At 59.7% G+C, this 21076-nt stretch carries 21 protein-coding genes and 1 pseudogene; 21 read left to right on the top strand and 1 reads right to left on the bottom strand.

The window, feature by feature from the left end; translation table 11 throughout:
- Window positions 1-22: 22 nt before the first annotated feature.
- The 6 genes and pseudogenes from JN12_RS14400 to JN12_RS14375 all read left to right on the top strand — a co-directional run bounded on the left by JN12_RS14400 (window position 23) and on the right by JN12_RS14375 (window position 3675).
- On the top strand, window positions 23-757 hold the full coding sequence (locus JN12_RS14400; protein ID WP_145023952.1) for a spermidine synthase: 735 nt from the start codon (window positions 23-25) through the stop codon (window positions 755-757).
- Window positions 741-1070 (top strand): annotated as a pseudogene (locus JN12_RS14395) (peptide chain release factor-like protein); the annotation flags it as partial. The gene JN12_RS14400 and the pseudogene JN12_RS14395, both read left to right, overlap by 17 nt.
- 183 nt (window positions 1071-1253) lie before the next feature.
- Window positions 1254-1712 (top strand): hypothetical protein, encoded by a 459-nt coding sequence (locus tag JN12_RS14390; RefSeq protein ID WP_145023948.1) that lies wholly within the window; start codon window positions 1254-1256, stop codon window positions 1710-1712.
- On the top strand, window positions 1712-2971 hold the full coding sequence (locus JN12_RS14385; RefSeq protein WP_145023946.1) for an Nramp family divalent metal transporter: 1260 nt from the start codon (window positions 1712-1714) through the stop codon (window positions 2969-2971). Before JN12_RS14390 ends, JN12_RS14385 begins: the two co-directional genes overlap by 1 nt.
- A 54-nt stretch (window positions 2972-3025) precedes the next feature.
- The gene (locus JN12_RS14380; protein WP_145023944.1) at window positions 3026-3340 is read left to right on the top strand and encodes a hypothetical protein; all 315 of its coding nucleotides are present in this window, start codon (window positions 3026-3028) and stop codon (window positions 3338-3340) included.
- Between the two features lie 8 nt (window positions 3341-3348).
- Window positions 3349-3675 carry an RNA recognition motif domain-containing protein gene (locus tag JN12_RS14375; protein WP_145023929.1) on the top strand — a complete coding sequence of 109 codons (327 nt, stop codon included), beginning with the start codon at window positions 3349-3351 and terminating at the stop codon, window positions 3673-3675.
- A gap of 55 nt (window positions 3676-3730) precedes the next feature.
- Here the strand turns inward: JN12_RS14375 and JN12_RS14370 are convergent, their stop codons facing one another.
- Complete coding sequence (locus JN12_RS14370) at window positions 3731-4687, bottom strand: diguanylate cyclase (RefSeq protein WP_145023927.1); 957 nt, start codon at window positions 4685-4687, stop codon at window positions 3731-3733.
- A 296-nt stretch (window positions 4688-4983) separates the two neighbouring features.
- On the opposite strand from JN12_RS14370, the gene guaB reads away from it, so the two are divergent.
- The 15 genes from guaB to JN12_RS14295 all read left to right on the top strand — a co-directional run bounded on the left by guaB (window position 4984) and on the right by JN12_RS14295 (window position 20262).
- On the top strand, window positions 4984-6456 hold the full coding sequence (gene guaB, locus JN12_RS14365; RefSeq protein ID WP_145023925.1) for an IMP dehydrogenase: 1473 nt from the start codon (window positions 4984-4986) through the stop codon (window positions 6454-6456).
- Between the two features lie 92 nt (window positions 6457-6548).
- Window positions 6549-8111, top strand: coding sequence for a glutamine-hydrolyzing GMP synthase (gene guaA, locus JN12_RS14360; protein WP_145023923.1), 1563 nt, complete (start codon window positions 6549-6551; stop codon window positions 8109-8111).
- Window positions 8112-8403: 292 nt separating this feature from the next.
- Window positions 8404-9078, top strand: a complete 675-nt coding sequence (locus JN12_RS14355; RefSeq protein ID WP_246125871.1) for an HAD family hydrolase — start codon at window positions 8404-8406, stop codon at window positions 9076-9078.
- A gap of 9 nt (window positions 9079-9087) precedes the next feature.
- Window positions 9088-9576, top strand: coding sequence for a rod shape-determining protein MreD (mreD, locus tag JN12_RS14350; RefSeq protein ID WP_145023921.1), 489 nt, complete (start codon window positions 9088-9090; stop codon window positions 9574-9576).
- Window positions 9576-11468: a penicillin-binding protein 2 gene (gene mrdA / locus JN12_RS14345; RefSeq protein WP_145023919.1), complete on the top strand. Its 1893-nt coding sequence runs from the start codon at window positions 9576-9578 to the stop codon at window positions 11466-11468. Before mreD ends, mrdA begins: the two co-directional genes overlap by 1 nt.
- 2 nt (window positions 11469-11470) lie before the next feature.
- On the top strand, window positions 11471-12571 hold the full coding sequence (rodA, locus tag JN12_RS14340) for a rod shape-determining protein RodA (protein ID WP_145023917.1): 1101 nt from the start codon (window positions 11471-11473) through the stop codon (window positions 12569-12571).
- A gap of 225 nt (window positions 12572-12796) precedes the next feature.
- A complete protein-coding gene (gene amrS / locus JN12_RS14335; RefSeq protein ID WP_145023915.1) occupies window positions 12797-13825 on the top strand; it encodes an AmmeMemoRadiSam system radical SAM enzyme in 1029 nt (342 codons plus the stop codon).
- A gap of 99 nt (window positions 13826-13924) precedes the next feature.
- Window positions 13925-15421 carry a PAS domain-containing sensor histidine kinase gene (locus JN12_RS14330; RefSeq protein WP_145023913.1) on the top strand — a complete coding sequence of 499 codons (1497 nt, stop codon included), beginning with the start codon at window positions 13925-13927 and terminating at the stop codon, window positions 15419-15421.
- Window positions 15422-15447: 26 nt separating this feature from the next.
- A complete protein-coding gene (locus JN12_RS14325; protein WP_145023911.1) occupies window positions 15448-16101 on the top strand; it encodes a lysophospholipid acyltransferase family protein in 654 nt (217 codons plus the stop codon).
- Window positions 16102-16214: 113 nt separating this feature from the next.
- Complete coding sequence (gene rnhA, locus JN12_RS14320; RefSeq protein WP_145023909.1) at window positions 16215-16682, top strand: ribonuclease HI; 468 nt, start codon at window positions 16215-16217, stop codon at window positions 16680-16682.
- A 44-nt stretch (window positions 16683-16726) separates the two neighbouring features.
- Window positions 16727-17056, top strand: coding sequence for an HNH endonuclease (locus tag JN12_RS14315; protein ID WP_145023907.1), 330 nt, complete (start codon window positions 16727-16729; stop codon window positions 17054-17056).
- A gap of 20 nt (window positions 17057-17076) precedes the next feature.
- The gene (locus JN12_RS14310; protein ID WP_145023905.1) at window positions 17077-17700 is read left to right on the top strand and encodes an HAD family hydrolase; all 624 of its coding nucleotides are present in this window, start codon (window positions 17077-17079) and stop codon (window positions 17698-17700) included.
- Window positions 17701-17803: 103 nt separating this feature from the next.
- Window positions 17804-19270, top strand: coding sequence for a DUF342 domain-containing protein (locus tag JN12_RS14305; protein ID WP_145023903.1), 1467 nt, complete (start codon window positions 17804-17806; stop codon window positions 19268-19270).
- A complete protein-coding gene (locus JN12_RS14300; protein WP_145023901.1) occupies window positions 19267-19653 on the top strand; it encodes a response regulator in 387 nt (128 codons plus the stop codon). Before JN12_RS14305 ends, JN12_RS14300 begins: the two co-directional genes overlap by 4 nt.
- A gap of 33 nt (window positions 19654-19686) precedes the next feature.
- Window positions 19687-20262: a class I SAM-dependent methyltransferase gene (locus JN12_RS14295; protein ID WP_145023899.1), complete on the top strand. Its 576-nt coding sequence runs from the start codon at window positions 19687-19689 to the stop codon at window positions 20260-20262.
- Window positions 20263-21076 lie beyond the last annotated feature (814 nt).

Here is a 21076-nt window from a genome sequence, read left to right as displayed (position 1 = left end):
TTTACATTAAGAGGGATCTTCTGTGGCTCAACCGTGGCAAACACTAGACAGCATCGTCACCAAAGACGGAACCCTCGAGCTGCGGCAGCGGGGGGAGCGGGACTTCCTGATCACCGTGGGCGGCCTGGTGCTGATGAACAGCTCGGCCCACCGGTCCGAGGTGGCCCTTGGCACCATGGCCTGCTCGCACCTAAAAAACCATCCGGTGCCACGGGTGCTGGTAGCGGGCCTCGGCATGGGGTACACGCTCAGGGCCGTTTTGGATGAACTGCCGGCCTCAGCCCGGGTGGTGGTCGGTGAACTGAATCCCGTTGTCCTGACCTGGTGTCAGGGACCCCTGGCGGAGCTTACCAGGGGCGCTGCCGCCGATCCCCGGGTGACCGTGGCGATTGCCGACGTCGCCGACCTCATCCGGAACTCGGCCAGCAGCGGGGAGCGGTTCGATGCGGTGGTGCTCGACCTGTACACCGGTCCCCACGCCCGCTCCCACAAACGGGACGACCCGCTCTACGGCAGTCGGGCCATCGAGCAGACCCGTGCTGCCCTGAATCCCGGCGGGGTCTTCGCCGTGTGGGGGGAGAATTACGATGCCGGTTTCGTCGAACGGCTGCAGTCTGCCGGATTTACGGTCAAGAGCGACCGGCCGGGGCGTGGCGGGCTGCGCCACGTGGTCTATGTGGCCACCTTGCCCATGTCAGGTGGAGACGCCCGCCAGGGTGGAATCCGGGGCGGTGGCAGGGGACGATCCCGTGGTTGAGATCAGGGAGGCAGATATTCGCGTGGAATTCTACCGGGCATCCGGTCCCGGTGGGCAGCATCGCAACACCACCGACTCGGCTGTGCGGATCCGTCACCTTCCCACCGGGATCGTGGCCCAGGCCAGCGAGAGCCGGTCCCAGGCCCAGAACCGGGAAGTGGCCATGGAGCGGCTCAAAGCCGCTCTGGAAAAGCGCCAACGCAAGGCAAAGAAGAGGATTGCCACCAAGGTGCCGCGAGGCGCGCGGGAAAAGCGGTTGACAGAGAAGAAGCTGGTTTCGGAACGGAAAAAGCTTCGGAAGGCGCCGGAGTGAGCTTGGACTAGAGGTCGGGGCGACGGTGAAGCCGTTGGGTATGGGGACCCGCTTCCGCGAAAGCCCCGCGATTTGACCTCAGAGGCATCTCCACCGCCGCAACGGACCTGCTCAGGAGCCAAATCGCTGGCTCTGGAGCGGAAGCAAGCCCCCCGCCTCATGAATCAGCGCCACGGAGAGAGAATGCAGTCCACGTCCAGCCTGACCATAACCTGGCACAAGCCCGATATTGACGGGGAGGCGTGGGAGTTCCACAACCACCCGGCCAAGCAGGAGTATTACCGGCGCCACGGGATCGACTGGCCGTGCCTTACTGCCGCCTTCGAGATGGGCCGGCTGGAGCCGTATCCCCGCTCGGACCGGATTCTGGATATGCCGGTAATGCTTTCCCACCACCGCTACGACGACTACGCCAGGTATCTGGCCAAGGCAAAGCGTGGCTACCGCCTGAACTACGCCCGGATGGAAGACGCTCTCCAGCGGGCCGGAACCCTGACCCTGCCGGCTCCGATAGTCCTGGCGTGCCATGGCGAGGCGCTGCTCTTCTCCGGCTACCGGCGCCTCTGCCTGGCCTGGAACTACGGGATGGTGCCGTATGTCTGGCTGGTTGACCTGGCATCTGAACGGACTCGGGAGTCGTGATGGGTAAGCGGGGAGCACTGTTCGGGCTGACGGAACGGCATTGGGCGGTTGTCTCGGACGTCCTGAAGTATGTCGGGCCCGGGCTCCTGGTGACGGTGGGGTTCATCGACCCGGGCAACTGGGCCGCGAACGTGGCAGCGGGCTCCCTCTACGGCTACCGCCTCCTCTGGATGGTCTCCCTCTCCACCCTGATGCTCATCCTCCTCCAGCACAATGCCGCCCACCTGGGGATTGTCACCGGCTCCTGCCTGGCCGAGGCGGCAACCCGGCATCTGCCCCCCTGGCTCTCCCGCACGGCCCTCGCGTCGGCCTGTATGGCGGCGGCAGCCACGGCGATGGCCGAACTGCTGGGCGGGGCCATTGCCCTGCAGATGCTGTTCGGCCTGCCGATCGGTGTCGGGGTCCTGCTGGTGCTCGGCCTGGTAGTCTGGCTGCTGTTCGGCACGGTCTACCGGAAACTGGAACGGTACATCATCGGTTTCGTTTCCCTGATCGGGTTGTCGTTCATCTTCGAGCTGTGGCTGGTGCGGCTCGACTGGGGGGCCGCAGCCGGAGGGTGGGTGACGCCGGCGTTCCCCGCCGGTGCCATGCCGATCATCATGAGCGTGCTCGGGGCCGTGGTCATGCCCCACAACCTGTTCCTCCATTCCGAGGTGATTCAGAGCCGGCAGTGGAACCGGGAAGATGAGGCTGTGATCGTCCATCAGCTCAAGTTCGAGTTTCTGGACACCCTCTTCTCCATGGGGGTCGGCTGGGCCATCAACAGCGCCATGATCCTGATGGCGGCCGCCACCTTCCACGTCAACCGGTTGCAGGTTACCGAACTCGCCCAGGCGGAGAGCATGCTCCGCCCGCTCCTGGGGAATAGCGCTGCCGTTGTGTTCGCCTGTGCGCTCCTCCTGGCCGGGGTTGCCTCGTCCATTACCGCCGGCATGGCTGGCGGCAGCATTTTTGCCGGCATCTTCGGCGAGCCGTTCAACAGCAAAGACGTCCATACCCGTGCCGGGATACTACTGAGCCTCGTTCTTGGCGCCGGCGCGGTCTTTTTCGTCGACAACCCGTTCAAGGGGCTCATCTTCTCCCAGATCCTCCTGAGCCTCCAACTCCCCTGGACCATCTTCCTCCAGGTCTCCCTCACCTCGTCCCGCAAGGTCATGGGGAGTCACGTCAACACCCCTTTCGGTTCCTTGCTGCTCTGGGGGGTGGCGGCGATTGTCACGGTGCTGAACGTCATGCTGCTGGTGGAGTGGCTGCGGTAGAAGTTTTGACCTGCTCCTGCTTCCGCGATAGACTCTAGCCAGAGGGTACCAGTCATGCGCAGAATCATCATAGTGGTTGCATGTTCCCTGCTCCTGGCCGCTTCCGGCCGGGCGGACAGCGGTTTCAAGGAAGCCGGCCGGGAGGTGGGGCAGGGGTTCAAAAAGATCGGCAAGGAAACGGGCCAGGCCTTCAAGGAAGGGGGCAAGGAGGTCGGTCAGGGATTCAAGAAGATGGGGAAAGAGACCGGCCAGGTGGCCAAGAAGGAGGGGCACTCCGCAGGGGAGTGGTTCAAGGAGACCGGCAAGAAGACCGGCGAGGCATTCAGACAGATGGGTCGGGATATCCGCAATTTTTTTACAGGAAGGTGAGACTAGCGATGGGAAAGCAGCTGTATGTGACGAATATCTCGTTTCAGGCCACTGAAGAGGACATCCTGAAACTTTTTTCCGTGGCCGGCACGGTCCGGTCGATCAAGCTCCTGACCGATCCCCAGAGCGGGAAATCCAAGGGATGCGGATTCGTGGAGATGGCAACCTTGGCCGAGGCTTTGGAAGCAATCGATTGTTGCGACGATGCCCTGCTGATCGACCGGACGTTGACGGTCGTGGAGGCGAGGCCACCGAAGCCGAAGACGCCCCAGCCCTACAACAAGAATTTTCGGAAGCCGGGCAATGAGCCAAGGTCCGGCAAGGGACGAAAATAGCCCGCCCCGGCAAAGCTGGAGCGGGCTATTATAGCAGCTGGTTGTCAACGGTCCCTCAGCCGAGCTGGACACCCTTGATCGCCTCTCCACCCTCGGTCAGCGCCTGGTGGAGGCAGGTGTGCGCCTGCTCCAGCAGAAGCGGCGCTGTCATCCCCGTCTTCTCCTTGCTGGCGGTGAACCCGGCAACGCCGAAGCTGGCGCTGACCTTTATCTCGGCGCCTTTGTGCCGGGTAAGGGTCGAGGCAATCCTGATCCGCAGCCGTTTGGCAAGGATTACGGCCCCGGCGGCGTCGGTCTCGGGCAGCATCACCATGAATTCCTTTTCCCCATAGCGTGCCAGCCAGTCGATCTCCTGGCGTATCGACTCGGCAATGCAGTCGGCGCAAGCCTTGAGCACCAAGTCGCCCACGAAATAGCCGTGGGTGCCGGTGATTTCCCGGAACTGGTTGATGCTGACCAGGATCAGTGACAGGGAGCGCTCGTAACGGTAGGCCCGCATGATCTCGATTGGCAGCCGTTCATCCATATACCGCCGGTTGAAGATCCCGGTCAACGGGTCGACCAGGGAAAGGCTCTTGACCTCATCCAGGGCCTGTTTCAGCGACCCTTCCAGATCCAGGATACGTCTGGCGGTTTTCAGCCGGGTAACCAGTTCCGCCTGGTGGGCCGGCTTGATCAGGTATTCGTCGGCACCGGCCTCAAGGCCGGTTATGATGTCGTTCTTGGAGTTCTGGGAGGTGAGGAGGACAAGGTACGTGTAGCGGCCAGAGTCGTCGCTGCGGATGGCCCGGCAGAGCTCCAGGCCATCCATTTCGGGCATGACCCAGTCAGTCATGACGATCGGGTAGTAGCCGGAGCGGAAGATCTCCAGGGCCTGTCTGCCGTTTTCAGCGGTAACCACCTGGTAACCGGCAGATTTCAGGTTCGATTCGAGCATGGTCCTCAAGAGGAGATTGTCGTCCACAACGAGGATGGGAAACGGAAACACTGTCTGTTGCGATGGGTCTGGCATGGTGTGCACCTCTGCAAGCTATTTCGTCAATCATTCATGTTTCTTGAAGCAAAAGTAACGAATTCGACCATGGGAGTGATTATGGAATTGTGAACCTTTGTTCTGTCCCGCAGTATACGGAGAGTCTCCTAATGTGGGAAAATTCCTGATATTTATATCCCCTTTTCACTTGACTTGCACCACTCCCTGTACTAATTTTCCCGGTTAACCATCCGGCGCTCGGCAGGCTGTTGACCGGTGCGCCGAAGCCTCTCCCACAAACTATCTCTCCCTAAAGGCAAGGAAAAGGAGCCCGCATGCTGGACGAGCTGATTTCGGAAGGTCTTACCTTCGATGATGTGCTGTTACTTCCCGCCCACTCCCAGATCATACCCCGCGACGTCGATCTGACCACCTGTCTCACCAAGAACATCATACTGAACATTCCGCTGGTCAGCGCGGCCATGGATACGGTCACCGAGGCCCGTGCCGCCATTTCCATGGCCCGGGAGGGGGGGCTCGGCTTCATTCACAAGAACCTCTCCATTGTCGACCAGGCACTGGAGGTGGACAAGGTCAAGAAGAGCGAGTCCGGGATGATCGTCGATCCGATCACCATGCGGCCCAACCAGAAGATCCGCGAGGCCCTCGATATGATGGCCAAGTACCGTATTTCAGGCGTGCCGATCACCAAGGCCAACGGCAAGCTGGTGGGGATTCTGACCAACCGGGATCTCCGCTTCGAGACCGACCTGGACATCCCGATCTCCGAGCGGATGACCAAGCGCAATCTGGTGACCGTGTCGGTGGGGACCACCCTGGAGGAGGCCAAGGAGCACCTGAAGCATACCCGGGTGGAGAAACTCCTGGTGGTGGACAATGAGCGGAACCTGAAGGGTTTGATCACCATCAAGGATATCGAGAAGGTCAGGAAGTACCCGAATGCCTGCAAGGACTCCCTGGGGCGTCTGCGGGTAGGGGCCGCCGTGGGTCCGACGCCGGACATGGAGGCGCGGATCGATGCCCTGCACAGGGCCGGGGTGGACGTGATCGTTATCGACACGGCCCATGGCCATTCCCAGGGGGTCATCGACGCCGTCCGGCTGGCCAAGTCGTCCTTTCCGGGGATCGAACTGGTGGCCGGCAACGTGGCCACGGCCGAGGCGGCCGAAGCGCTTATCAAGGCCGGGGCCGACGCCATCAAGGTCGGCATCGGGCCGGGCTCCATCTGCACCACCCGCGTTGTGGCAGGGATCGGCGTACCACAGGTGACCGCCATCAGCAACTGTTCGCGGATCGCGAAAAAATACGGCATTCCCATCATCGGCGACGGCGGGATCAAGTTCTCCGGCGACCTGACCAAGGCGATTGCCGCCGGTGCCGACGTGGTCATGATCGGCTCGCTGTTTGCCGGCACCGAGGAATCGCCCGGTGACACGGTCCTGTACCAGGGACGGACCTACAAGAGCTACCGCGGCATGGGCTCCATCGGCGCCATGAAGGAGGGGAGCAAGGACCGCTACTTCCAGGCCGACGTGGAGAGCGAGATGAAGCTGGTTCCCGAGGGGATCGAGGGGATGGTGCCGCTGCGCGGTGCCCTTTCCACCAATATCCACCAGTTGATCGGCGGGCTCAAGGCCGGCATGGGGTACACCGGCTGTCCGACCATCACGGAGCTGCAGCAGCAAGGGCGTTTCATCAAGATCACCGGTGCCGGGCTGAAGGAGTCCCACGTCCATGACGTGACCATTACCAAGGAAGCGCCCAACTACCGCGTGGGCGGAAATTAACAGGTGTCTGTAGGGGCGATCCTTGTGATCGCCCGGCTGGGGCAAACACAAGGTTTGCCCCTACATCTGCCCTACGTTTAAAAAGGAAATGCATGTCCAGCGACATCCACAGTGAAAAGATCCTGATTCTCGACTTCGGCTCCCAGTATACCCAGCTCATTGCCCGGCGGGTGCGCGAGGCGCATGTCTACTGCGAACTGCATCCGTTCGACCTCGATCTGGCAGCGATCCGCGCCTTTGCCCCGACCGGCATCATCCTTTCCGGCGGACCCAAATCGGTCTACGAGCCACAGGCCCCGGCGGTGACCGAAGAGCTCTTCGACCTGGGGGTGCCGATCCTGGGAATCTGCTACGGCATGCAGCTGATGAGCCGTCACTTCGGCGGCGAAGTGGTGCCGGCCGGCAAAAGGGAGTTCGGCCACGCCGACCTGCATGCCGCCGGCAAGCCGGGCCCGCTGTTTGATGGGTTCTTTATCGAAGGAAAGAGCCCGGTCTGGATGAGCCATGGCGACCATGTCTCCAGGGTGCCGGCCGGGTTCGAGGTGGTGGCCGAGACGGCCAACGCCCCGGTCTGTGCCATTCAGGATGCCGGCCGCCGCCTCTACGGGGTGCAGTTCCACCCGGAGGTCAACCACACACCGCGTGGCGAGCTGCTTATCGACACCTTTGTCCGCAAGATCTGCGGCTGCACCGGCCAATGGACGCCGGGCCACATCATAGAGGATGCCGTGGCGCGCATCCGCAGGCAGGTCGGGAGCGAGCGGGTGATCCTCGGCCTTTCCGGCGGTGTCGATTCTTCAGTTGCAGCAGCCCTGATCCATCGGGCCATCGGTGACCAGCTCACCTGCGTCTTCGTGGACAACGGCCTTTTGCGGCTCGGTGAGGGTGACCAGGTGATGGCCACCTTTGCCGAAAACCTGGGGGTCAAGGTGATCCGGGTCGATGCCGAGGAGCGTTTTCTCTCCGCCCTGGCCGGGGTCAGCGACCCGGAGCGGAAGCGGAAGATCATCGGCACCCTGTTCGTCGAGATCTTCGAGGAAGAGTCGCTGAAACTGACCGATGCCAAGTGGCTGGCCCAGGGGACCATCTATCCCGACGTGATCGAGTCGGCCGGGGCCAAGACCGGCAAGGCACACAACATCAAGAGCCACCATAATGTCGGCGGACTTCCGGAACATATGAAGCTGCAGCTCCTGGAGCCGCTCAGGGAGCTGTTCAAGGACGAGGTGAGGGCCATCGGCGAAGAGCTGGGACTGCCGCACCAGATGGTCTGGCGTCATCCCTTTCCCGGTCCCGGTCTGGGGGTGCGGATCCTCGGCGCGGTCACCAGGGAGTTTGCCGATATCCTGCGCCAGGCGGACGCCATCTACATCGAGGAGCTGTACGCCGCCGGCCACTACGATAAGATCAGCCAGGCCTTTGCCGTGTTCCTGCCGGTGAAGAGTGTTGGTGTCATGGGCGATGGCCGGACATACGAATATGTCGTTGCCCTGCGGGCGGTGGAGACCAGGGATTTCATGACCGCCGGCTGGTATCCGCTACCCTATGAGGATATGGCCCGCATCAGCAGCCGGATCATCAACGAGGTGAAGGGGGTGAACCGGGTGGTGTACGATATCAGCTCCAAGCCACCGGCCACCATCGAGTGGGAATAGTCAGCAGTGTCCGGTTAGGAATTGCCGAACAGCACAGCTGTAAAGCCCCGTTAGGGGCGCTCGCCTGTAGCCGGGGGATTCATCCCCCGGATTGTTGCCGATATATCTTCGCGTCACGTACGTGACGGGAATGGCATTTTGCCAAGATGACCGGGGAATAAATTCCCCGGCTACCGGCATTCTGTCCCGAAGGGACGTAGGCAAGAACCTAACGGACAACGCTGGGGAATAGCAAAACAAAACGGGATTAAGGGCAGGGGCAATTCATGAATTGCCCCTGAGTTTTTGGTTAATGATGTCAACCATCAAGCTCATCATATTCGACCTGGACGGGACCCTGATCGACTCCCTGGACGACCTTACCCAGGCGGTGAACAACATGCGGTCCGCCTTCGGTCTCGACCCCATCGATCGCAACGCTGTGCGCGGCATGGTAGGGCAGGGGGCCAGGAACCTGGTGGAGCGGGCTCTTCCCAAAGCCGGGCAGGCCGAGGTCGAGCAGGGGCTCTCGCTCTTCCTTGCGTACAATGAGGAGCATGTCGCCGACCGGACCGTTCCGTATCCCGGGGTCCGGGAGACTCTCGAACTCCTTTCATCCCGCGGCTTCACCAGCGTCGTCGTCTCCAACAAGAACCAACTCCTCTGCCGCAAGGTGCTGGAGCAGCTTCACCTCGACGGCATTTTCAAGGGGATCTACGGTGCCGATTCCCTGCCGGCCCGCAAGCCCTCTCCGGAACCGCTCAGGCATGTCATGCGCGTCTGTGGCTACAGTGCGGATGAAACGATCATGGTGGGAGACAGCATCAACGACGTGGCAGCCGGGGTGGCGGCCGGGGTGCTGACCATCGGCTGCAACTATGGCTATGGGGAACCAACGGAACTGGATGGGGCGGCCATCCGCATCCGGGAGTTTGCCGAACTGCTGGCCCTGCCGCTGTTCGCTGCCGAGCTGCCCGTGAGGGACTGACCGAAAGCCATGCTCAGGACACTTTTCATAACCCTGCTGATGTTCCTGCTCCTTATCCTTCAGGTGACCGTCCTGCCGTACTTCCTGCGCGAACCGTTCGTGCCCAACCTCCTGCTGTTGCTGGTGGTCTACCTCGGCGTCAAGGAGGAGGTCGGCATGATCGGCACGCTGCTAGCGTTCTGCCAGGGGCTCCTGCATGATACCTTCAGCGGTATCTACCTGGGATTGAGCGGCTTCTCGTTTCTGGTCATCTACCTTGTGCTCCGGCTCCTGCGCGATCAGCTCTACACGGACAGCAGCACGCTTATGGTAGTGGTTGCATTCCTCTCGACCCTGGTGTATGGGGTGCTCAGCCTGTTGCTTCTGCTGCTCTTCTCTGCGGCGGATGGTATTTTCCCGACGCTGCTGGCCGCCCTTGTTCCCCAGGCGTTGGTGAGCGCCCTTGTTGCTTCGCTCGTAACCGCGGCCACGTCGTTTCGTCTGCAGGAGGTGGAGTGATGCCGGAGCAGAGCTACATACGGGTAGCCGCCCCTCGCCAGCGGATTTTCTTCATCTCCATCGGCGTGGCGTTTCTGTTCCTGTTCCTCTTAAGCCGCCTCTGGTACCTGCAGGTCATCCAGTCGGAGAAGCTCAAAACCATGTCGGAGAACAACCGGCTCCGTTTCGTGCCGGTGGCTTCATCACGGGGGGTACTGCTGGATCGCAACGGCAAGGTGCTGGTGGACAATTCCCCATCGTTCAGCCTGGCTCTTATTCCCCAGGACGTGCGGGCCAAGGATGCCCTGCTGGAGAAGCTGGCCACGATTCTGGGGCTCGACCGGCGCGAACTGCAGGAAAAGTGGGAAAAGGGAAAGGGGCGAGCCAAGTATTTCCCGATCATCGTCGCTGCTGGCCTCACCCGGGACCAACTGGAATTTTTCGAGGAGAACAGCCTCTGGCTCCCCGGGGTCGATATCGAGATGAAGCCGATCCGCCAATACCCGAACGGCACCCTGGCGGCCCACCTGTTCGGCTATCTGGGCGAAATCACCGAGGCCGAGCTGGGAAGTACGGAATTCGGCGAGTACAATCCCGGTGACTATGTCGGCAAGGGCGGCATTGAGCGGAGCTGGGAGTCCTATCTGCACGGCGACGATGGTGGCCGGCAGATCGAGGTCGACGCCCGTGGCCGCTTCCTGCGCACCATCAGCGAGACGGCGCCGACGGTTGGTCACAGTATCATGCTGACCATTGACGAGGGGTTGCAGAAAACGACCGAAAAGGCCCTTGGTGACAGGGCGGCAGCGGCCGTGGTGATGGACGTTAACAATGGCGAGATTCTCGCCTTTGCCAGCAATCCCACCTTTGACCCGGCCCTGTTTACCGGCCGGATGCCGGTGGATACCTGGAAAGGATATCTGGAGGACAAGCGGCATCCGCTGGAGAATAAGGCGCTGAAGGGCCAGTACCCCCCCGGATCAACCTTCAAGATCGTAACCGCTCTGGCCGGCCTGGCCGAAGGTTTAATCGACGAGCATACCACGGTGAACTGTTCGGGTGAGTACACCCTGGGGAAAAATACCTTCCGTTGCTGGGAAAAAAAGGGGCATGGCAAGGTGGATCTCAAGCGGGCGCTGAAGGAGTCATGCGACGTCTACTTCTATCAGCTCGGGGAGCGGCTCGGTGTGGACAAAATCGCGGCCTATGCCCGGCAATTCGGTCTGGGTGAAACGCTGGGAGTCGGTCTGGAAAACGAGAAGAGCGGCCTTATACCCACGGCAGCCTGGAAGCAAAAGCGATTCGGCAAGAAATGGTACAAGGGGGAGACCCTGCCGGTATCCATCGGACAGGGGTATGTGCTGACCACTCCCATTCAATTGGCATCCATGATCGCCACCGTGGCCAATGAGGGAACCGTTTACCGCCCCCACCTGGTGAAGAAGGTTGTTGATCGGGACGGCAAGACCATCAAGGAATTTGCCCCCGAAGTGCTGCGCAGGACGCGGTTCACTGCCGAGCAGTTTCGTCTGGTCAAGGAAGGGCTCCTGGCCGTGGTCAACGAGCCACGGGGGACCGGTGCAGGGGCACGGCTCTATGAGGTGAAGGTTGCCGGCAAGACCGGTACCTCCCAAGTGGTCAAGATGCGGGACGGCAAGGGTGATATCCCCTATCAGTACCGGGACCACGCCCTTTTTGTCGCATTTGCCCCCTATGACAAGCCGGAAGTGGCCGTGGCCGTGGTGATCGAGCATGGCGAGCACGGCGGCGGAGCTGCGGCACCGGTGGCAGGGAGCATCCTGCGTCACTACTTCGAGTCCAAGGGCGGCATCAAGAAGCCGGTTCGGGGCGCTGGTATCGAAGTTGACGATGCCGATGGCGGTCAGCCCGCTGAAAAGAGCCAGGGGGAGTAACCGTGATCGATCGCAGGCTGGTGACCAACTTTGACTGGAAGCTCCTCATCATGATTCTGCTCATTGCGGCAGTTGGCGCGATGAACATCTACAGCGCTTCGGCTTCGTACAAGGTTGTTGGTACGCCGTACGCCGTGAAACAGATTTACTGGGTCGCTGCCGGCATGATACTGGCAGTTCTTTCCTGCAGCATCGATTACCACCTGCTGGAAGATCTGTCGTACTGGCTGTACGGCGGCGTGTTGGTGCTGCTCGTACTTGTCCTGGCGGTCGGCAGGACCTCCATGGGCGCCACACGCTGGCTCAACCTGGGACTCTTCACCCTCCAGCCGTCTGAACCGATGAAGATTGTCATTATCGTGACCTTTGCCCGGTATTTCGCGCGCCGGCCATATCCGGACGGTCTGAGTCTGTCGGAACTGGCCGTACCTCTTCTGATACTCGGCCTTCCCGCCCTGCTCATCATGAAACAGCCTGACCTGGGGACTGCCATCATTGTGCTGCTGGTGGCGGGTACCATCATGCTGGCGGTAGGGGTCCGCTGGTCAACCGTTGCCTATCTCCTGTTGGCCACGGTCCCGGTTGGCTATCTGGGGTGGCAGTTCTATCTGAGGGAATACCAGAAAAACCGGATTCTCAATTTCCTCAACCCGGAGCGGGATCCCCTGAGAAGCGGCTATCACCTGATCCAGAGCAAGATTGCCGTCGGTTCCGGTGGCCTTGCGGGTAAGGGCTTTCTGCACGGTACCCAATCGCAGCTCCGTTTTCTTCCCGAACAGCATACCGATTTCGCCTTCTCGGTCTTTTCCGAGGAGTGGGGATTCATCGGCTGTCTGGTGCTTCTCGTCCTCTATTTTCTGCTGATCCTCTGGGGACTGGCCATTGCCGACCGCTGCAATGACCGTTTCGGGAGCCTTCTGGCCGTCGGGGTCACAGCCATGCTCTGCTGGCACATCGTCATCAATATCGGCATGGTCATCGGTCTCTTCCCGGTAGTGGGGGTACCACTGCCATTTTTTTCCTATGGCGGCACCTCCATGGTCACCTCCATGATCGGGATAGGCATCCTGCTGAGCATCCGGATGCGCCGCTTCATGTTTTGATCCCGGTCGGTACATAATCTTGCTGGAATTATCTCAACCAGCGACTACACTTGAAAAGTATAGATAACGTCTATTCACCGTACTACGGCAGATCCACCGTGGGAGAGTTCTTCTCCGTGACTGAGCAATACCTGTCCGCCGGTATCTGGATGAACTGGTAGGTGGGGTGCTGCTCAGGCTGCGAACTGATGGTTGATGATGGTGATATGCAACCGGGAGGTACGTATGCGTGAGGCTCGTTTCTACGAAAAATGTCCGGACCGGGTTGTGCTCTGCCGGCTTTGCCGGCATCGCTGCCGAATCGTCCCCAGTGGCCGGGGGATCTGCGCGGTACGGGAAAACCGTGACGGTACCCTGTATACCCATAGCTATGGGCATGTGGTTGCAGAGCATGTCGATCCGGTTGAGAAAAAGCCGCTTTTTCACTTTCAGCCCGGGAGTAGGTCCTATTCCATTGCCACGCCGGGATGCAACTTCCGCTGTCTCCACTGCCAGAACTACTCGATTTCCCAATGTGCCGGCGAGCTGCTTCGTCATGAACTCCCCGAACTTCCGCCGGAGCGGGTGGTGGAACGGGCAATGGCCGCCGGCTGCAGTTCCATTTCCTACACTTATACCGAACCGACCATCTTTTTCGAATATGCCTGTGATATCGCAGCCCTGGCTCATGAGCAGGGGCTGAAGAACATTTTCGTCACCAACGGCTATATTACCGATGAGGCCCTGGCTGCCATCGCCCCTTATCTGGACGGAGCCAATATCGACCTGAAAGGGTTTTCCGAGCAGTTCTACCGCGAGGTGGTGGGGGCCCGCCTGGCCGAGGTGCTTGCCACCATCCGGTCATACCGGCGGCTGGGGATCTGGGTGGAGATCACTACACTGCTTATTCCCGGCCTCAATGACGATGCGGCCCAACTTCAGGAGCTGACATCCTTCATCGTCAGGGAACTCGGCATTGATACGCCATGGCATGTCAGCCGCTTCTTTCCCACCTACCGGCTCCTGGATCGTCCACCCACGCCGGTCAGCACTTTGCACCGGGCGCGGGAGATCGGCCGCCAGGCCGGTCTGCGCTATGTCTACGAAGGCAACACGCCGGGTGGTGAGGGGGAGAATACCCGTTGCCCGGCCTGCAGTGAGCTCATCATCGAACGTTACGGGTTCGCGGTCGTGAGCAATAGGCTGACGAATGGCCATTGTCCAACGTGCAGGGCTGTGATAGCGGGGGTCGATATGGGGCACGGGGCACCATGAGGCGTTTCCTGACCAGGTTGCCGTGCAAAACCGTTGCAACTTTATTGCTTCTTAAGTAAGATTGTACGGCTTTCCGGTCAACTACGCACGAGTGCTCACATGCCTAAATTCCAACAGCGCCATATCATTGCCTTCGGTGTCGCCTGCGTTATTTTTTTCTGGTGCTTGGACGCCATTGTTGATGCACTGATATTTCATGAGGCGAGCCTGGTCGAGCAGCTCATCTCGCCACCCGGCCACGAAATCTGGCTGAGGGTGCTCTTTTCCTTTTTACTGGCCGTCTTCACGGCCTGTGTCTGTCTGATCATCGGGCAGCGTGATCGTCTGGAAGCCGAGCTGGCTGCGGCGCTCACCCTGGCCGCGGAAGAAAAGGCCAAGAGCAGCGCCATCATCGCTGCCATCGGTGACGGCATCAGCATTCAGGACCTGCAGATGAAAGTCCTCTACCAGAACCGGGTCCATAAGGAACTGGCGGGTGGCGACTTCGCCGGTGAGTTCTGTTACCGGGTCTATGACCGGCGCGAAACTCCCTGCACTGAATGTCCTGTCATGCAGGCATTTGCGGACGGGAAAGTCCATAAACTGGTCAAAACGTCGCCGGGGGGAGCAGCCAGCCATATAGAGATCACTGCGTCTCCCTTGAGAGACGGAACCGGCAAGAACCGGCAGATCATACAGAATCCCGGTGTGCAGACCTATGAAAGCGTTCTCTTCTGCGGCAACGGGGAGCTGCGGGACGCGATCTTCAAGAAGGCTACCTATGTCGATGGCGATGGGGCAATTGCCGGCATCGTCTGCGTGGTGGTTGACATCACCGAGCGAAAGATGGCGGAAACCGCCATCCGCGACCTGAACGAGGACCTGGCCCGGAAGGCGGCGGACCTGGAGGCGGCCAACCGTGAGCTGGAATCGTTCAGTTACTCCGTTACCCATGATCTGCGCAAACCCCTGACCATAATCTATACTGCTGCCCAGGCACTTCGCGACGAATGTCGCATTGAAGGGGACGAGACGGCCGCCTACTTCATCCAGACCATCTGTGAAGGCAGCCGGCGCATGGAAGAACTGATCGAGGCGCTGCAGATACTTACGCATGTTTCCCGGAGTGAGATGGTTGTTGCGACCGTCGATCTGTCTCAACTGGTCGAGGAGATTTTCGCCGATCTGCGCCTGATGGCGCCGGAGCGTAACATTGAACTGAAGATTGCCCCGGGCATCACGGCCGTAGGTGACCCGCGTCTGCTGAGGGTTATGCTGGAGAATCTGTTGGGCAATGCCTGGAAGTACACCGGTAAATGTCGTGAGGCCAGGATCGGTTTCGGTGTTGCCCAAACCCCTGTCGGTGAGGCATACTTTGTCCGGGATAACGGCACCGGCTTCGACATGGCCCGGGTAGGCGAGCTGTTCAAGCCTTTTGTCCGGCTCCCCAACGCCAGGGAATTTCCTGGCACCGGGGTCGGGCTGGCCACCGTCTACAGAATCGTGGAGCGTCACGGTGGTCGGGTCTGGGCCGAAAGTGCAGCCAGGAGCGGGGCGACCTTCTATTTTACCCTGCCGGAACCGTATGACCTGTTTGACGAACGATCTGCAGCCTGAATTTACCTGAAGCGAGATACCCCACTGTGAACAGATCTTTGCCACGTCGCCTGTGGGTCACTTTTTCGGCCCACGTGATCGGCATATACGCGTCGATCCTGAACAATTTTCGGAGTAAAGGGGGGGAGCATATTCCCCGTCATGGCGGCGTTCTCCTGGCTGCCAACCATATCTCCGCCTATGAGACGATCTTTCTTCCCTGGGCCGTTGTCCGACTTTTCCCAATGAGTCTGCTTTGGGCGCCGGCCAAGGAAGAGCTCTTCCGAAAACCCTTTCAGCGATGGCTGTACAGTTCGTGGGGGGCGTTTCCGGTGCGGCGCGGGCGCGATCTCCGTGCCGGAAAGGTCATTAACGAACTGCTTGTTGACCAGCGGGTGATGCTCTTTCCGGAAGGGACCCGTCACCGTGACGGTCGCTTGGGCAAGGGGAACCGTGGGGTTGGCAAGATCATCTACGATACCCGGCCGACAGTGATCCCGACGGCTCTCGTCGGCCTCAACCACTGGAAGTTTCCCGGCCTTCGCCAGGACGGCCTGGTGGTCTTCGGTGCGCCGCTGGACTTCACCGACCTTTACCAGCAGCCCGACGTCAAGGAGACCCATCAGCTCATCGTAGACCGGGTCATGGCGGCCATTGCCGAGCTGTTGAAGGAGGAGGGGGCGTATGCCGGTGAGTGTTGACGGCTTCGTAACTGGTCCATATGCTGCGTTACGCTCAACCTTCGTCACTGCGGCGTACCTCGGTATGCCTCATTCCTCAGGTATCGCAAGCCTTGCATCTGGAGCCAGTTACTATGCCGTTGGAAAATAGGAGAAACGTGATAGAGATTTTCTGCGACGGCGCCTGCAGCGGCAATCCCGGCCCCGGCGGCTGGGGGTGCATCCTTCGCTACCAGGGGCGCGAAAAAGAGCTCTCCGGCGCCGAGGCGCAGACTACCAACAACCGGATGGAACTGACCGCCGCCATTACCGCCCTGGCAACCCTGACCCGTCCCTGTCAGGTAGTGCTTACCACCGATTCCCAGTATCTGGTCAAGGGGATGACCGAGTGGCTCTCCGGCTGGGTCAGAAAAGGGTGGGTGAACAGCAGGAAGGAGCCGGTGCTCAATCGGGATCTGTGGGAGCGGTTGGCCGAGCTGGCCAAGGTGCACACGATCCGCTGGGAGTGGGTAAGGGGACATGCCGGCCATCCGGAGAACGAACGGTGCGACGAACTGGCCAGGAAGGCGATAGTAACGCTCGGCGCCGGACGAACCTGCTGACTTTCCGGGAAGTTCATCTCGTATCGTACATCTCACAGGTTCCCATGGACTATTTCATCAGTGACATCCCCGAACAGGAGGTCCGGCGGGAGAAGGACAAGGCCCGCGAACTCCGCAGGAGCCAGTGGTGGAAGAACCGCGTAGCCAGAGGTGTCTGTCACTGGTGCGGTGATTCCTTCCCACCGGAGGAGTTGACCATGGACCATATCGTGCCGATCATCCGCGGTGGCAAGAGCACGCGGGGAAATGTGGTCCCGGCCTGCAAGGAGTGCAACAACAGAAAGAAATACCTGCTCCCGGTCGAGTGGGAGGAGTATCTGGAAAAGGCCGGGACCAGGGGGCGGGGACCGGGGGCCGGAAACGACCGGCAATGAACGCGGGAGCGACTGAAACAATGTGCAACAACGGCACGTACAAGGCGATAATCTACGACTGCGACGGGGTGATGTTCGATTCCTTTGAGGCGAATTTCACCCTCTACGAGCGGATCATGGGACACATGGGGCGAAAGTTGGAACGGCATGATCGAGAAATCACGCGCATCCTTCACTCCTACGCCAACCGGGAGGTGCTGGCCCACCTTTTCCCCGCCCCTGACGAGTTTCAGGAGGCGGTCCGCTTTGCCGGCACCATGGATTATCTTGACCTGGTACCGCTGATGGTCATGGAAGAACGGTTTGTCGAGACCCTGGACCTGCTGCAGGAGAGCTACCAACTTGCGGTCTGCACCAATCGCTCCACTTCCATGGAAGCCGTTCTCGATACCTTTGGCCTTACCTCTTATTTTAGCTGTGTCATGACCGCCAGTAGGGTAGCCAACCCCAAACCCCACCCGGAACCCCTCTTAACGGTGCTGGAGTATTACGGAATCGCACCTGCCGAGGCGCTTTTCGTCGGCGATTCCGCCGTCGACCACCAGGCCGCAACTGCGGCCGGAGTACCTTTTGTCGCCTACAAGGCCGACTTTCCCTCAGGCGCCCGAATTGACCGCCATGACGAAATTTTCGGGCTACTCTGAACCCTTCAAGTTTTTTCTACACAGCTCATTGAGAAAATACATATTAAGCCGATACTGTTGATACGATGTTTTAAAGTCGGGCTAAGGCGGATGAGGCCGGTCAATGGCTGATGACTCTTTTATCAAGGAAGAGGAAAAGATCGAGCGCCTGGAGTTCAAGCGCCTGGGCTATACGCTCGTGCTGGAAGTCTCGGCTGACGAACTGGCATGTCTTTGTACTTACGAGCCGAACGAGGATGGGAAGCCTCTCACTGCCGAGGAACTGGAAGATTTCCTTGCCCAGGCGAGAATCCGTGAGGGGGTGATCGAGGAGGGGGGCGCCGCACTCCTTGATTCGGCAGCTTCCAAAAACGGTGTCGCCGGGCTGCTCCTGGCAAAGGGAGAGCCGATGTCTCCCGGCGAGGATGGAAAGATTGTGCTGGAGGTCGCTGAAGACTCTGCTGACGAGGCACGCGGCAGTGAAGATACGTCCATTGTCGATATGCGCCAGGTGCAGGAATTCATCAATGTCAATGCGGACGATCTGATCGCCCGCGTCCTTCCGCCGGGGGAAGGGACTGCCGGTCGTACCATCCGCGCGCGCACCATTCCGCCCCAACCGGGGAAACCCTTGGATCTTCACCTCGGGTCGAATGTGAGATTCAATGAGGAAGACGGCACGGTTTACGCCATCGCGGCGGGTCGCGTCTACTGCCAGGGTGCGGATATCTCCGTTGAGGAGACCTATCTGGTGAAGGGGGATGTGGATTTCAAGGTCGGCAACATCGAGTTCAATGGCTTCGTCGAAATTCGCGGCGATGTCCTGGACGGCTTTACCGTGAAAGCGACCAAGGGGGTCAAGGTTCACGGCAATATTGAGGCCTGTCTGATAGAATCGGGTGGGAATGTTTCCTTCTGCGGGATGAGCGGGCAGGGCAAAGGGGTGATCCGCTGCGGCGGGTCGATAGCCGCCAATTTCGTTTATGATGCTACGATCGACGCCACCGGTGACCTGCTCGCGGATACCGAGATCCGCAATTGCCAGATCAGGACCCTTGGTGCCGTTCGCGTCGGCAAGCGAGGCATGGCGGGAGGTGAGTGCGTTGCTCTGGCAGGCGTGGATGCGGGCTCACTGGGCGCGGTCTCGTCCCTCCGTACCCATATCATCGCCGGTGTCCACTACGGCGATCAGGAGGAGATCACCCGCCTGTTCAATGAGTTGAAGGAGGTTATTGCCCGCTTCAACGCCACCCAGAAGACAGCCTCCGATCTCAAGGAGTTCCAGACCGCCCGTGCGGCTGTTACTGCCCGGACTCATGAGGTCAGGTCGCGACAGCACGAGGCAACCAACCCCAAGATCAACGTCAGGAAGATGCTCTACGACGGCGTTACCATTACCCTTGGCAGTTACAGCGAGACGATCAGGGAAGAACGGAAAGGTCCCATGTCGATAATCGAGAATACCATCGAATCGGGGCTGCGCTTTCTTGGTCTCACGGAGCTATCGATCAAGGCACAGGATATCGAGAGTGCCTTCGTGGAGCAGCAAAAGCTTGGCAAATACGCAGCAGAAAAAGGGGCGACCGTATGAAGGTCCTGATAGCTGATGATTGTGAAATCTCACGCGAACTTCTGGCCGTAGCATTTGAAGGCCTCGCGCGGGTCAAGTGTGCGGACGACGGCGAACGTGCCGTACAGTTCTTCACGGAGGCGTTGAATCAGGAGGACCCGTTCAACCTGGTCTGTCTGGATATTACCATGCCCAGGTTGAGTGGACACGAGGTGCTCAGGACCATCCGTACCCTTGAGGCAGAGGCCGGGGGGAGAAAAACGATTGTCTTCATGATTACGGCGAGCAGTTCGCCTGACGACATGCTTGAGGGGCTACTGGGGTCGTGCGATGACTATCTTACCAAGCCGGTGGTTCAGCATGCCCTGCGTGCACTCCTGAGCAAGCACGGCCTGTTGCCGTGAACAGATAAAGCTTGAGAGGCGGAGAAAAAGGGCATGGAGGATGACCGTCAGCGCTGGAACGAGCGGTATCGCACAGAAGAGTACCTGATGGGGGACCGGCCGTCGAAGTTCCTGGTGGAGAGTCTGCCGCTGATTACCGGCCACTGCCCGGGCCGAAGGGCACTGGATCTGGCCTGCGGGGAGGGGCGGAACAGCATCTTTCTGGCCAGTCAGGGTTTTAGCGTGACCGGCGTGGATATTGCGGAAGAGGCCCTGGCAAAGGCCGGGCGGCGGGCAGCGGCCGAAGGGGTGAGGGTTGACTGGATCAGTGCCGACCTGGAAGGGGTTGTTATCCCCGGCTGTTACGACCTGATCCTGAACATCAATTTTCTGCTGCGGGACCTCTTTGGGAAGTGCGTGGCAGCCCTGTCGCCGGGGGGACTGCTGCTGGTTGACACGATCATGGCCGGCCCCGGCGCCATCGTTCCCCACGACCCGCTCTATCTGCTGCAGCCCGGGGAGTTGGCAACGCTGTTCGCGGCGTATCCCGGGCGGATACTCCTGAGCGAGGAGTTGCCGGAGGGGAAAAACCCGACTGCCCGGCTCATCTTTCAAAAAGCCAGCGAATGACCTGAGTTGGTTAACTAGACATTTTTACAGGATATTGAGCGCTATCGTCGCGGTAGCTCAAAGTGCCCCCAAGCGAACATGCTCTGGGGGCGTTTTTCGTCTGCCGGGTGTCGAGAGGCAGGGTAGCGGCCCAGGTGTAACAAAATGTTGCAGATGACTGTGAAGCCATGCCCAGAGGTAGTCTATGGGTCGTGCTGTAATATTTTGTTGCAGTTGTGGGGTTTTTTGCCATCTTGAAGACCTGGAGCAATTGAATGATATCAAGTTGTTATGTGTTGGCACGAATGTTGTTATAGGGTAGTAATTTGCCGGGAGCAGATCCGGGTGGCGACGAGGTCTGCAGAGGCGGGCATGGCTAGTGCGCTACGGTTGCATAGTCGGTGCAACACTGAGAAAGCTTATAGTCTTAGAAACCGAGGATAACACTTTAAGTGAGGCAGAAGTTTATATTATTAGAAACTGATATGTCTGTCAGTAGTCAATAAGGGAATAGTGTACCTTCCCTCGTTTTAAGGATTTTGTTGTTTTTATGTTTCCCAGGGCACAGGCAGAGACGGGATCCTGTGGCGACGTTTGATCATTCTGATATACGCGGGTTGGGTACCGCAAGACTTGGCTGCGTCGCGGAGCTGCCTCGCTCTAGGAACTGAAGTTCGGCAAATGCCTTATTCACATAGTTTCGTCGAGGGTTCTCCTGAACGTGATCGCGTCTCTGCCTCTGGCCTGGGATTTTTGTGGGTTTGAGTTGTTAGCCTCCTTGGGCTGTAGTTCTTGATCTATTTCTGTGCTGCAGGTTCCGGTAGTAGTGCGCATG

The organism is Geobacter argillaceus (assembly GCF_007830735.1).
GTDB classification, from domain to species: domain Bacteria; phylum Desulfobacterota; class Desulfuromonadia; order Geobacterales; family DSM-12255; genus Geomobilibacter; species Geomobilibacter argillaceus.
Note: the sequence above shows the minus strand (reverse complement) of the source record. Positions and strands in the feature narration are given on the sequence as shown.